We start from the raw sequence: 13816 nt of genomic DNA, 5'->3' as shown, positions 1-13816 counted from the left end.
TTCACTCCGTTTCTAAGCTAGGGTCTTTGCGGGACCCCCGTCCTCTCTCAGCGCATCTGCAGGATGATCGGGTTGCTGCTGGCCGGATTGGTTCGCTCACGCAGTTCCTTCACCTCGTCAGCCTTCACTGCGCCTCCCTGATTACCCCAAGAGGTGCGAACGAAAGTCAGTACATCGGCGACTTCCTGATCAGAAAGTTGGTTGCGGTACGGGGGCATGCGATACGAATCCGGAATACCGTTGGCAACGACACGTTCGGAACCGTTCAAGGTGGCATTGATGCTAGTAGCGCTTTCCTTCACCATCGATGAAGATGCGCCTGCCAAAGGAGGTATCCATGGCGCTTGCCCGCTGCCGTCACTGCCGTGGCAACTGCTGCACTTGGCCATGTAGTTGGCGGCCCCTGGTGTCGACAACGGTGGTGATTGTTCTACCGCCAGTGTGGCCGCTGGCTTCCATGGCGGCCCGTCACGCTTTGGGTCACCCGGCAACGACACCAGGTAATGCGCAATGGCTTTCAGGTCCGGGTCAGACATGTATTGCGTCGAGTTGTTGAAGACTTCCGCCATAGTGCCCACGACCACGCTGTGAGCGTTACGTCCGGTCTTCAGGTAATCGACGATTTGCTGCTCACTCCAGCGACCCAATCCAGTGTTTGGATCCTGGCGCAGGCTCGGCGCGTACCACCCGTCGAGCAGCGAACCGCTGAGGAAAGTAGCGCTGCTTTCATCCAGCGACTTCTCGTTCATCGTCAAACTGCGTGGGGTATGGCAACTGCCACAATGCCCCGCGCCTTGAACGATGTATGCACCGCGGTTCCACAGCGCATCCTCTGACGGCTTGGCCTGATAGGCACCGTCATCGACAAACGCGGTATTCCACAAAGCCAGCGGCCAGCGCATGTTGAGCGGCCAGGGGATATGGCTTTGCTGATTCGGCTGCTGCGCCGGCTTAACGCCGGCCATGAAGAACGCATAAAGCGCCCGCACATCATCGTCGCTGAGCTTGGCATAGGATGGGTACGGCATAGCCGGATACAGCCTGTGCCCGTCAGCCGCGACTCCGCTGCGTACTGCGCGATCGAAGTCGGCCAGGCTGTAATTGCCGATGCCCGTTTGTTTGTCCGGGGTAATGTTGGTGGCATAGATCGACCCCATCGGGGTCGCCATCTCTAACCCGCCGGCAAACGGCGCACCTTTTGGCGTGCTGTGACAGGCCACACAGTCGCTCAGCCTGGCAACATATTCACCGCGTTGGACAAGTTGTGCATCTGTCGACGGGGGAGCTGTCTCATCAGCAAAAGGCGAAGATGGCGTGCGATTGACAAACCAGCCCAAGCCGGCTGCCACGACGATGCCTGCTGGCAGCAGATACTTTATAGTTTTATTCACGAGCCATTCCTCATCAGGTGTCGAAGCGGTACTGCGATAGAGGCATGCTGCGAATTCGTTGCCCGGTCAGTCGCGAGACGGCGTTAGCAACCGCCGGTGCCACCGCAGGCAGAGGCGGTTCGCCGATTCCGCCCATTGGCGCACCACTCTCCACCACGCGGACATGGACCCTGGACATCATCTCCGGTGTGAGAATGCGGTAGAGGTCGTAATTACGCGCTACCGGCGTCCCATCTTTGTAAATGGCTTGTTCAATCAGGGTTTGAGACAAGCCGAGGGCCACGGCTGAGTTGACCTGAGCCTCGATGATGGCGGGGTTGACGATGCTACCCGGATCGATTGCCTGCCAGATATCGTGAACCTTCACCGCTCCGTTGCTGATGGAAACCTCTGCGATCACCGCCGTTTCGGTACCAAATGGCGATGCCATTGCAACGCCTCTTGCTCGCTTGGTGCCGTCTTGCGCCGTGAACGGCCCTCGTTTCCACCCCCCGGACAGGTCGGCCACTGTCTTGAGCAGGTGGCTTAGCCGCTCGTTGCCCTGCAGCAGCTTGGCCCGCAGCTCATAGGGATCCTGACCGCCGGCATCCGCCACTTCATCCAGAAAAGCTTCATACATAAAGTCATTGATAGAGTTCCCGACTGAACGCCAGTAGCCCAACATCATCGGGGTCTGCGAGTACAGTTGAGCGATCCGACGATGGGCAATGGCGTATTTTTTACCGGCCAGGCCCTCGACGGCGGTCGGGTCGATTTTGTCTCCTTGTTTGTTAGCGATACCCTCGGTTGGCCCCTCCGTGGCACTAATTGCTTCAAAGGCCACCGGCATGCCCTGTTCATCCAGGCCTGCGCGAAAGCGCACTACGGCGGAAGGACGAAGCACGTCACGCAAAAATTCTTCCTCGCGGCTCCAGATCACCTTGATCGGTCGACCTGTGGATTGAGCCAGCTGGATAGCTTGAGGGTAAGGTGATGCATTCGGGTATAAAAAATGCCGGCCGAAAAAGCCACCCAGCAGCGGTGAGTGAAGAGTGATTTTGGAAGGATCCAGACCGGTACGCTTGGCGACGTCGGCCAAAAACAAATCCGGGGCCTGGTTCGGCAGCCACAGATCGAGATTGCCTTCAGCGCCGAAGCGCGCCAGGGCCGAGGGCGGCTCCAACTGGGCGTGGTTGAGGTATTGGGTATGGTAAGTCGCACTGACGATTTTCTTGGCGCCGGCCAGCCCTTGCTGCAGGTCGCCCTCACGTTCGGCCTCATCCCCGGCGTCGGTGGTTTTACTCAATTGCTCCGCATAGGCCTGGGTGTCGAAATTAGCCGGCATGTAGCGCACGGTTGAATCGCCACCCGGCTCCGTCCACTCCACTTGCAGAGCCTCGACGGCACGCTTGGCCACCCACCAGCGTTGCGCAACCACCGCCACTGCCCCTTCAAGACGGTGCACCGAATGCACGCCTTTGAGGTTCCTGATCTGATCCTCGTTGCGCACCTGCCCCACTTGCAGACCCAGGCGCGGCGCATGCTGTACCGCAGCGTGGAGCATGCCTTCGACACGAGTATCGATGGTGTATTGCGCCTTGCCAGTGGATTTGTCGTAGACGTCTATTCGCTGGACCGGCTTACCGATCCAGCGGAATGTAGCAGGGTCGCGCAGAGTAACGGTTTGCGGATCGGGAATGGGCAAATCGAGCGTTAGCGGCGCGAGTTCACCATAGGTGATCGATCGATTGGAAGCGGCATGAATGACCCGCCCTGGCTCGGTAGTCAGCTGCGCCAGCGGCACCTTCCAGTGGGATGACGCAGCCTGCAATAACATCAGGCGCGCCGATGCGCCCAGTCGGCGCATGGTCATGTAGCTCGCGCGCATCGACCGGCTACCACCGGTGAAGCGCATGCCACCTTCCATGACTTTGAAGTCATTCCCGGGCGCCGCGTTCTCCACCAGAAAGCTGGCTGGATCTATATCGAGCTCCTCACCCACGACCTGTGCCATGCCCGTGAAAATGCCCTGCCCACCCTCGATAAAGGGGCTCTGCAGGCGAACGGTATTGTCCGGGCGAATCTCCAGGAACGCCGGTACACGGGCGCCAGCCGGCAATGCCTGGGCACGCTCGGCAGCACGCAACGGGCCAAGGGGAATTCCGAAGCTGATAACAAGCGCACCCGCCGTGACGCCAGCCGATGCCTGCAAAAAACGGCGGCGAGAGACGTTCACAGGTTGCGCGTCGGAAAGTACGCCGCGCTCGGCGATTGAATCATCCAGTTTTGACATAGTGTTCCCCTGTGTTTGCATTCAATGCTCGGCCTGGCAGCAGACCAATCCCCGCTCCATTAAAGGTGGTCAGGATTAGCCGTCGGCATTGTCGCCAGGCACGTCGCAGCTCAGTCGAATTGCGCGTGTTCAAGCACCAGCAAGCTCATCGACAGCAGTCTTGATCGCGTTATAAGTGCCGCAACGGCAGAGATTCGTCATGGCGGCAGCAATATCGGCTTGGGAAGGTTTGGGAATGCGCTGCAACAGCGCAGTGGCGGCCATTACCTGGCCAGACTGGCAATAACCACACTGGGCGACTTGATGCTTGACCCAGGCCGCCACTACGCGCTTGCCCAACTCGTCGTCTTCAATGGCTTCGATTGTGCGGATCTGTTTGCCCTTTACACCTTCAACCGGTGTAACGCATGAGCGAAGCAGCACGCCGTCCACCATGACCGAACAGGCGCCGCATTGCGCCAATCCGCACCCGTACTTGGTTCCGGTCAGGCCGATATCGTCGCGAATCACCCATAACAATGGTGTATCCGCATCCGCCTCAACCTCATACACAGTGCCATTTACGTTGAGTTCCATTGTAAGAATGCCTCGATTGAAAACAGTGTGAAAAACCTGGTCGAACACGACCTGCGGATAATCGTTGGCAACTGACCATTCGCAATAACAACAACTGCAACGTCGTATTTTTAGACGAGCCTTACCCTACTGGGCGCGTCCGTGGCACAGCAAGCGAACCACGTGAGTCAGCTCGCAAGGTGCTATTAATCAGATGAATAAATATGCACTTCAAACAGCAGGCGTGCCGCGCCAATCATCGGTGCGGCAGCGTTTGGTCTTGGATAGCCGTATCAGGCTTTCAACGACGGCAGTGCTGCGGCTTCCTCGTCGAAGCCATAGACCGATTTGATTTCCAGATACTCTTGCAACCCGAAAACACCCATCGAGCGGCCAATGCCGGATTCCTTGTAGCCCCCCATAGGCGTCAGCGAGTTAGTCGGCGCGCCGTTAAAACAAATACGCCCGGCGCGCAGGCCGCTGGCGAACTCATACGCCTTGCGCCGGTCCTCACCGAATACATAGCCACCCAACCCATAAGGCGAGTCATTGGCGATTTCCAATGCCTGCGCCTCAGTGGAATAAGGCACTACCACCAAGACCGGCCCGAAAATCTCTTCGCGGCAAATGGTCATCTCCGGCGTCACATCGACGAACACGGTCGGACGGGTGAAAAAGCCACGTTCGAAGCCTTCGGGGCGCCCCAGTCCGCCAACAATCAGCCGTGCACCCTCATCAATGCCCGACTGTATGTGACGCTGAATGCTGTTGAATTGTGCCCGGCTGACAATCGGCCCCATCGTCGTGGAAGGATCACGCGGGTCCCCCAGCCGGAACTGGTTTGCTTCGTCGACCAGAAACGGAATGATCTGCTCCACCTGGCTTTCATGCACCAGCATACGACTCGGCGCGTGGCAGGATTGCCCCGTATTGAAGAAGCCGCGCTGAATGTTCCAGCGCGCGGCCTTTTCCAGATCGGCGTCTCGCAGCACGATATTCGCCGACTTCCCCCCCAGCTCCAGACACACGCGCTTGATGGTGCGTGCCGCTGTCTCGCCTACCTGCGCACCGGCACCGGTCGAGCCGGTGAAGGAAACCATGTCGACATCGGGATGCCTCGACATCGCCTCGCCAATCACTCGCCCCGAGCCGTTGAGCATGTTGAAAACGCCCTTGGGTACGCCCGCGGCATCCAACACCTCTGTCAGCAAAATAGCGCTGACCGGAGAGTTGATACTGGACTTGGACACGACCGTACAACCGGCGGCCAACGCATAGATCAGCTTGATGACGGTGGTCTGGATTGGCCAGTTCCAAGGCGAGATCAGCGCACACACGCCCAGGGATTCGCGACGGACGATCGTGTTGCCTATCCGAGCTTCGAACTCGTAGGTTTTCAGCAGGTCCCGAGCCACCTTCATGTGTTCGATTGGCCCCATGACCTGAGCCCGAGCGCTACGAGGAATGCCCACCTCTTGCGCAATGGCCTGGGCAAAATCATCGACGCGCAGTTCGTAGGCTTCGATGATGCGATTGATCAGGTCGTAACGCTCATCGAGGGAAGACTGCGAATAGCTTTTGAATGTACGTCGAGCCGCGGCAACCGCGGAATCCACTTCTTCAACGGTCGCCATGGCGACCGTGGCAAACGCTTCTTCAGTAGTCGGATCAATCAATTCCTGGCGCTGGGAGGTCGCGGCCTCTACCCATTCACCGTCGATATAAAACTTCGCGTAGTCGTGCATCTTGCTGGTGCCTCCAGTTGTTGTTATTCGGTGAGGATTTTTCGTGACAGGTGGCAACACAGTAGCCGCCGATTCAACCAACAGCTTCGATCGGCGAACTGTTTGCCCGACGAGCCAGCGCATCTTCACGAATCAGGTCGGCGGCTTTCATGCACCCACTCCTCCCGCTATTTCCCGACGCGAGAAGTGCCTTTGAACAACCTGTCAAAACGCTCGAAGCGATAAGCCCATTCGGGCCCCTGGTCCGTTTCGTAGGCCAACACTGCAGAGAGCATCGCAAAAGGCTCTATATAACGGGCAACCTTCAGCGCGCCAACATCCACCGGTTCAAATCCGACTTGACTGATAAGATCCGCAACCGCGGCTTTGCTGGCTTCGTCCTCGCCACAGAAAATCAAACTGGGGCGTAGCGCCTCGTTTCTGGCCGCGAATACATCGAAGAGAACCTCGCTGGGCGTCGACTGGAAGGCTGCAACGACATGGGCCCCAGGTATCATTTGTGCCAGCGTTTCCGCACCGGAAATCGTGTGGCCGATGACAAGCTCGGTGTCCTCTGCGTTTAAAGGATTGCAGCAGGTCATGACGATTTTGCCGCTCAAGTCATCCACCTGGCTGAGGACGTCAGGCACCTGAAGCCAATGCACAGCCAGGAGGACCAAGTCAGCGTTTAATGCCGCCTCTGCCGGTGTGCTGGCCTGTGCATTCTTACCTGCCGACGCAGCCAGATCGGAAAGTTTCTGCTGATTACGCGAGTAACTGAAGGAGACCTCATGGCCAACCCGGGCGAACATTGTGCCCAGGTGACTGCCCATTCGGCCGGAACCAAGAATTCCGATTTTCATAAAAGTCCTCTTGTTATCTTTTCGATTAGAAACACGGATGGCGTCAGGGTAAAAGGCTCGACGTCGAATAGAGGTATGATCAGAATTGATTAATCCCCTCCGCGATTGTCATGACCAGCTCATGAAGATGGATCCTTGCGGCCGCTTGAACTGATACAGTATTCGCCCCCACGCAGAGATTGATGAATGGCAAAGGAACACTACAGCGACCTGCTCGCGCTCATTGCAGTTGCACGAGAGCAAAGTTTCACGCGAGCGGCCTCCCAGCTGGGAATCTCTCAATCGATGCTCAGTCATAGCATCCAGAGATTGGAGGCTCGGGTCGGGGTACGTCTGCTCACTCGAACGACCCGCAGCGTATCCGTTACCGAGGCCGGTGAACGTCTACTCAATACCGTTGAACCGCGATTACGGGAAATCGAGACCGAACTGATCGCCGTGGCTGAATTTGGCGACACCCCCGCCGGTAACATTCGCATCACCGCAACCGACCATGTCATCGAAACGGTGCTTTGGCCGAAGTTGGCGCAAGCCCTGCCGAAATACCCACAAATCAGTGTAGAAGTGGTTATTGACTATGGCTTGACGGATATAGTGGCCGACCATTTCGACTTTGGCATCCGGCTCGGGGACGGGTTGGCAAACGGGATCGAAGCCGTTCGTATCGCTCCCGACATGCGCTTTGTCATGGTGGGCGCTCCGTCCTACATGGAGTCTCGTGCCATGCCCACCAGACCTCAGGATCTCATGGAACATGAATGTATAAATATGCGCCTGCCAACACGTGGAGGCCTGTACGCGTGGGAGCTGGAAAAAGACGGCCAGGAAATCAATACGAGAGTCAAGGGCAGGCTCGTATTCAATGGCATCAATCAGATTTTGGATGCCGCTGTATCGGGTTTCGGACTGGCCTATGTTCCCGAGGACATCGCCCAGCCCCATCTGGTTGATGGCACCCTGGTTCCTGTCATGGAAGCCTGGTGGAGAACATTTCCGGGGCTGCACCTTTACTACTCCAGCGAGCGCGAGAAGTCTCGGGCGATGCAGGTTCTAATCGATGAGTTACGGTACCCCGGATAGTCACCGACGCTCTGAGCCTCTTCCTTCTTCGCATCTGAAAGTGCCATGCAGGGGCACGCAGGGGCAGGTCCCGATCAGTAGAGACCGACTCATACCAATCACTCATGAGGTTGCCGCGCCGGGCATCGGCGCGGGCTTTACCGAACTTAATTGTCGTACAGACCGGCGGCTTTCGCCCGCTGCACAGCCAGGTCAACCACCAGATCAAGCGCAGGTGTCTCGACATCAGCCAGCCGTGCGAGCTCCAGCGGGGCCCTGAGTATCGTGTCGACTTCCATTGAGCGCCCCAGCTCGAGGTCTTGAAGAATGCTTTGTTTATGCGTCGATACGGCCAATCGACGAAGCCCCTCCTCGACATCTCCCGGGTCGCACCCCAGCTTCCGAGCAATCGAGGCAGCCTCGTTTGCCATAGCCTGGGCAGTTTTCGAAATTGCCGGGCTAGCTAGGGCTTGCTTCATCGTCGACGCCGTCAGAATGGCCAGCGATCCACCCGTCAGATTGATGACCAGCTTAGTCCAGATAGCGTCCCGTATCCTGTCGGTGACTTCAATTTCCAGCCCCCCTCTGATCAAACACTCGGCCAAAGCATCCAGGCGCGCATCCGGCTTCCCATCCGGGCGCCCGAGAATGAGCCGGTTACGTGGATTTTCCGCCTTGATCACTCCCGGCGCGGTAACCGTGCAAGCGGTATAAGCGACCGCACCCACTACACGCTCGGGGACAATGGCATCCGACAGGAGCGATTGCGGATCGATCCGAGGAAGTGATGCCCCCTCAAGCATCCCTCCTTGGCCTTGCAGGTACCACCAGGGGATGCCATTCAAGGCGAACAATACCAATGTTTCATCGCCCAATAATGGCTTGATACCTGCCACAATCCCGGGAAGCGCTGGTGCCTTGACCGATACAATCACGACGTCCTGTCGACCCAGCGATGAGGGATCATCGGTGGCCACTGGCTGACTCAAGAAAACGCCATCCTTTGTTTCCACGCGCAATCCATTTGCGCGGATAGCAGCCAAATGCTCCCCCCGAGCGACCAGAGAAACCTCGGCTCCACCCTCAGCAAGTCTCGCTGCAATATGCCCGCCGACAGCGCCGGCTCCGTAAATGCAAACTTTCATTCTTCTGCTCCGCTGCACGCACTCCGGCGGACGAATCAAGGCACCACGCAAGGACGCCTTGAGTCACCCTACGTTCGTGCAGTAACGATAGTTGTTGAGGCTTAGCTGCAGATCAGCCGGGTTATGCAAACTGCTGGCGTTTCTGTATCGCCGCCGCGAGAAGAAATGAGATGTCGTTGCCGGTTGAAACATATCGTGCGCCCAACGCCACGAGCTCTTTGATCAAGTCGGGCCGGCTGCCCAACCCTCCTACACCGAGAACCTTATTGTTCGCCAGGCAGGCATTCAACACGCGCCTGTAGGCGTTACGCACCAGTTCATGGTCCATCTCGCCAGACACACCGAGGGCGCTGCTGAGGTCGTTGGCCCCCACCAATAGGATGTCAACGCCTTCCACTGCTGCGATTTCCTCAACAGCTTCAAGGCCTTCCAACGATTCGATCATGGCAATAATCATCGTCGCGTCGTCGAGTTGCTGCGTAGCTTCTACTGCGGGCAGGGATCGATAGTGGAATTGCGGCGGCGCGCCGGCCACCGACCGTTCGCCCAGCGGAGCATGCTTGGCCGCTCGCACGATAGCCCTGGCATCTTCCGCCGACTGCACACTTGGGACAATGATGCCCAAGGCGCCGGAGTCAAGCACGCGTGCGATGAAGTGCGGGTCTGTGCTGGGCACGCGCACGAATGGCGTTATGTCCAGACCGATACACGCCATGCATACTTGCCCCGCAGCTTCCAGCGAATAGCTGCTGTGTTCCATGTCGATGTAGATCGAATCGAAACCTGCCGTATAGGCAATGCTGGCGATGTCAAAGGTCCTGACGAGCCGAGATGTCATCGAATACACCGTCTCGCCCCTGGCGAGCTTTTCTTTGACCCCGTTTCTGAGTGACGCATTCGAAGCATTCATGTTTTTGTTCTCTGAAAAGATTCATAGGCAAGCACTGCACTATTGCCAGGGCTGTGCACAGTAGTGCCCTGGCCTCGGATGAACATGGGTATCAGGCCTTCAACGACGGCAGCGTCGCGGCTTCTTCTTCAAAGCCATAGACCGACTTGATTTCCAGGTACTCTTCCAACCCAAATACGCCCATCGAGCGGCCGATTCCGGATTGCTTGTAACCACCCATTGGGGTCAAAGAGTTAGTCGCCGCGCCATTGAAGCAGACACGCCCGGCCCGCAGGCCGCTGGCAAACTCATAGGCTTTGCGCCGGTCCCCGCCAAATACATAGCCACCCAACCCATAAGGCGAGTCATTGGCGATTTCCAGTGCCTGCGCCTCGGAGGAATAGGGCACCACCACCAGGACCGGTCCGAAAATCTCTTCGCGGCAAATACTCATGTCCGGCGTCACATCGACAAACACGGTAGGACGAGTGAAAAAGCCACGTTCGAAGCCTTCGGGGCGCCCCAGTCCGCCAACAATCAGCCGTGCACCCTCATCAATGCCCGCCTGGATATGACGCTGAATGCTATTGAATTGCGCCTGGCTGACAATCGGGCCCATCGTCGTGGAAGGATCACGCGGGTCCCCCAGCCGGAACTGGTTTGCTTCGTCAGCCAGGAACGGAATGATCTGCTCCACTTGGCTTTCATGCACCAGCATGCGGCTCGGGGCGTGGCAGGATTGCCCCGTATTGAAGAAGCAACGCTGCACGTTCCAACGTGCGGCCTTTTCCAGATCAGCGTCCCGAAGCACAATATTGGCTGACTTCCCGCCCAGCTCCAGACACACGCGCTTGATGGTGCGTGCCGCTGCTTCGCCTACCTGGGCACCTGCACCAGTCGATCCGGTAAAGGAAATCATGTCGACATCGGGATGCCTCGACATCGCCTCGCCGATCACACGGCCCGAGCCATTGAGCATGTTGAAAACGCCCTTGGGTACGCCCGCGCTATCCAGCACCTCTGCCAGCAGAATTGCGCTGACCGGTGAGTTGATGCTGGACTTGGACACAACCGTGCAACCTGCGGCCAACGCATAGATCAACTTGATGACGGTTGTCTGGATTGGCCAGTTCCACGGTGAGATCAGCGCACACACGCCCAGGGGTTCGCGACGGACGATCGTGTTGCCTATCCGAGCTTCGAACTCGTAGGTTTTCAGCAGGTCCCGAGCCACCTTCATATGTTCGATTGGCCCCATGACCTGAGCCCGGGCGCTACGAGGAATGCCTACCTCCTGCGCAATGGCCTGGACGAAATCATCGACGCGCAGCTCGTAGGCTTCGATGACGCGGGTGATAAGGTCGTAACGCTCATCAAGGGAAGACTGCGAGTAGCTTTTGAATGCCCGTCGAGCCGCGGCAACCGCGGAATCCACTTCTTCAACGGTCGCCATGGCGACTGTCGCAAACACCTCTTCAGTGGTCGGGTCAATCAACTCCTGCCGATGGGGCGTTGCGGACTCTACCCATTCACCGTCGATATAGAACTTGGCGTAATCCTTCATCTTGCGGGTGCCTCCAACTGTTATGCGGCGAGCGTCTGGAATCAGCTGCTGTGGGTGTAGCCGCCATCACAGGCGATGGTCTGGCCGGTGATGAACGACGCCGCCGGGGTGGCCAGGAACAACATGATTCCGACAAGGTCGGTGGGCAGCATTCCACGGGGAATGCACTGCAACGCTGCCGCGCGCTGACGCAGCTCAACTGTCGGATTGGCGACCCGCTCCACTTCCGTGGCAACGCTACCGGGACGAATGCAGTTCACAGTGATGCCGTGTGGTCCGAGTTCTCGAGCAAGCGAGTTGGTCATGCCGATCAGCGCCGATTTCGACGTGACGTAGTGCAGGTAATTCATCGTGCCGCGGGGCACGGCGTCTGAGGAAATATTGATGATTCGGCCGAATTTCGCGTCACGCATGGCCTGAGCAACGGCACATACGCACAGATAGGTCCCAGTGATATTGACGTGCAGGACCTTCTGCCATTGCTGATAGGGGATCTGATCGAACGCGCATTTTTCCAAGGCTGCGAAAATGGATGCGTTATTGATCAAGACGTCGATACGCCCATGAACCTTCAGGACCTGCGCGACCATGGCGTCAACCGAGGCCTTGTCACCCACGTCGACTTGCACGGCCAAGGCCTGACCGCGCGCAACCTCAATTTCTTGCACGACCGAAGCCGCCTTGTCGAGATTCAGATCAGCGATAACCGGAAAGGCACCTGCCGCCGCGTACTGCCGGGCCAGTTCTCGGCCAATGCCCTGGCCCGCACCGGTGATGATCACAACCAGTTCCTTGACGCTGAAATCACGGGCCTGCAGCGGAACGCCGGAGTCGGCGGGGGCGTGGGTAATGGATGATTCGCTCATGTCTATTCCTGGATTGAATTTTTTGTGAGGCCACAGGGACCTTATTTTTAAGTTGCTGTGAGTCACGCTTGGCCCTGGCAGAACCCAAACATCCTCTTCGCCCTCAACCGCTGATCAAGGGGCGTGACCGGCAACTGCCCGCCCTGCCCCATAAGCCCCGGTCATCGACGATTGACGCAAAACGATGAAACCATCAACTTGCGAATAGAATTATGTCGAATTGTGGGATTTGTCAAGACAATCGACGTCCATGGATTACGACTAAAAACGCTTCAATAACGCCCCTCCTCTCGCTCATATCCCTTTCTAAAGCTCATCTCCACCGTGAAACGCCAACGAAAAAGCCGACAACACCAGCTCGGCATCCCGCTCAATTCAAAATTTGACCATATCTCACAGTGCGGGATATATTTAATTGGTGGTCACAAATCGATCTTGGGATTCCCTGCACTACACGGGCGCCGAAAAACATCCCGCTGACAGGATTGAATAATCCAGCCACGACCAACATTCAGTTAAACGAGGAATGAAAAATGCGAGTAGGCAAGGCTGCAGACACGAACAGTGAAATGGTTGGAACCATGCGTGAAGGCAAGCTCGCGCAAAAGCATCTGCTGTTTGGCGAAGACGGTTCACCCAACAACTACGACTTGAACATGGGTCGGGCTGGCTCCGGGGGCTGGAGAACGCCGCGTCATCGCCATAATTTCGATCAGATCCGCTACGTCATCAAAGGCGTCCTGCCTTACGGCGAGGACCAGTTTCTCAAACAAGGCTGGGTGGGTTACTTCCCGGAAAGCGTTCCCTACGGCCCTCAAGATCGTTCCGAGGGGCTTGAGACGCTCGTGCTGCAACTCGGCGGCGCCAGCGGCTTCGGCTACCTGAGCGTCGCCCAGCGTGAAGCGACAAATGCGATCCTCAACAAGAAAGGCGAGTTCAGGAAAGGCCTTTACTACTGGAAGGATGAGAACGGCAACGAGCAGAGCATGGACGGCTCCGATGCCTGCTTCGAACATGCGACCGGGCGCAAATTGCAGTTCGCCGAGCCTCGCTATACCGATGTGATCGCAATGAACCCCGATGCCTTTGACTGGCTGCCAGAAGGTTCGGAAGGTGTCTCGGTCAAGTGGCTCGGCACCTTTACCGAACGGAACATGCGCATCGGTTTCGTTCGACTGGACGCAAACGCTGTGTTCGGGGCCGGCCAGCACCCTTCCCTCCAGGTTCTTTACCTCACAAAAGGCCGACTCGCCGTTGGCAATGATGAATATGGCCCTGAGACCGGCTTTGAATTGCTGGCAAACGAAGGTCCCGTCGCCATGCGCGCGCTCGAGCCAACCGAGCTGCTTTGTGTGGTCTTCCCGCAATTCTAAAGACGATAGCCGCGCCGTTTCGATAGCGCCCCGTGCTGTGAGCACATCGTAAACAGCGCCGCGGTCGGGTAGGACTGCAAATAATTATTCAAGGGATACTCCAATGTCTAATGCA

Annotated in this window: 11 protein-coding genes; 2 read left to right on the top strand and 9 right to left on the bottom strand. The window is 57.5% G+C overall.

Translation table 11 applies throughout. The annotated features are described in order from the left end of the window. Positions 1-47 precede the first annotated feature (47 nt). The 5 genes from ACI514_RS09870 to ACI514_RS09850 form a co-directional block, all read right to left on the bottom strand. Entirely contained in the window at positions 48-1391 is a 1344-nt protein-coding gene (locus ACI514_RS09870) for a c-type cytochrome (RefSeq protein WP_405123676.1), read from the bottom strand. 13 nt (positions 1392-1404) lie between these two features. Beyond that, complete coding sequence (locus ACI514_RS09865) at positions 1405-3663, bottom strand: molybdopterin cofactor-binding domain-containing protein (RefSeq protein ID WP_405123675.1); 2259 nt, start codon at positions 3661-3663, stop codon at positions 1405-1407. A gap of 129 nt (positions 3664-3792) precedes the next feature. Next, complete coding sequence (locus ACI514_RS09860; RefSeq protein ID WP_013692840.1) at positions 3793-4239, bottom strand: (2Fe-2S)-binding protein; 447 nt, start codon at positions 4237-4239, stop codon at positions 3793-3795. A 272-nt stretch (positions 4240-4511) separates the two neighbouring features. Next, positions 4512-6086, bottom strand: a complete 1575-nt coding sequence (locus ACI514_RS09855) for an aldehyde dehydrogenase family protein (RefSeq protein ID WP_405123674.1) — start codon at positions 6084-6086, stop codon at positions 4512-4514. A 44-nt stretch (positions 6087-6130) separates the two neighbouring features. Further along, positions 6131-6844: an NADPH-dependent F420 reductase gene (locus tag ACI514_RS09850; RefSeq protein WP_405124210.1), complete on the bottom strand. Its 714-nt coding sequence runs from the start codon at positions 6842-6844 to the stop codon at positions 6131-6133. Positions 6845-6991: 147 nt separating this feature from the next. Here ACI514_RS09850 and ACI514_RS09845 point away from each other — a divergent pair, with 147 nt between their 5' ends. Then, positions 6992-7885 carry a LysR family transcriptional regulator gene (locus tag ACI514_RS09845; RefSeq protein ID WP_405123673.1) on the top strand — a complete coding sequence of 298 codons (894 nt, stop codon included), beginning with the start codon at positions 6992-6994 and terminating at the stop codon, positions 7883-7885. 146 nt (positions 7886-8031) lie between these two features. Here the strand turns inward: ACI514_RS09845 and ACI514_RS09840 are convergent, their stop codons facing one another. The 4 genes from ACI514_RS09840 to ACI514_RS09825 all read right to left on the bottom strand — a co-directional run bounded on the left by ACI514_RS09840 (position 8032) and on the right by ACI514_RS09825 (position 12328). Further along, positions 8032-9009, bottom strand: a complete 978-nt coding sequence (locus tag ACI514_RS09840; RefSeq protein ID WP_405123672.1) for a ketopantoate reductase family protein — start codon at positions 9007-9009, stop codon at positions 8032-8034. Positions 9010-9130: 121 nt separating this feature from the next. Beyond that, positions 9131-9919 (bottom strand): HpcH/HpaI aldolase/citrate lyase family protein, encoded by a 789-nt coding sequence (locus tag ACI514_RS09835; protein WP_405123671.1) that lies wholly within the window; start codon positions 9917-9919, stop codon positions 9131-9133. Positions 9920-10010: 91 nt separating this feature from the next. Further along, positions 10011-11462: an aldehyde dehydrogenase family protein gene (locus tag ACI514_RS09830; RefSeq protein WP_405123670.1), complete on the bottom strand. Its 1452-nt coding sequence runs from the start codon at positions 11460-11462 to the stop codon at positions 10011-10013. A gap of 41 nt (positions 11463-11503) precedes the next feature. Then, positions 11504-12328, bottom strand: coding sequence for an SDR family NAD(P)-dependent oxidoreductase (locus ACI514_RS09825; protein WP_405123669.1), 825 nt, complete (start codon positions 12326-12328; stop codon positions 11504-11506). A gap of 581 nt (positions 12329-12909) precedes the next feature. Here ACI514_RS09825 and ACI514_RS09820 point away from each other — a divergent pair. Continuing rightward, positions 12910-13701, top strand: a complete 792-nt coding sequence (locus ACI514_RS09820; protein WP_405123668.1) for a hypothetical protein — start codon at positions 12910-12912, stop codon at positions 13699-13701. The last annotated feature ends 115 nt before the right edge of the window (positions 13702-13816 follow it).

It is taken from the genome of Pseudomonas sp. M20 (genome assembly GCF_045037865.1).
Lineage (GTDB): Bacteria > Pseudomonadota > Gammaproteobacteria > Pseudomonadales > Pseudomonadaceae > Aquipseudomonas.
This window is presented reverse-complemented; position numbering and strand designations above follow the sequence as displayed.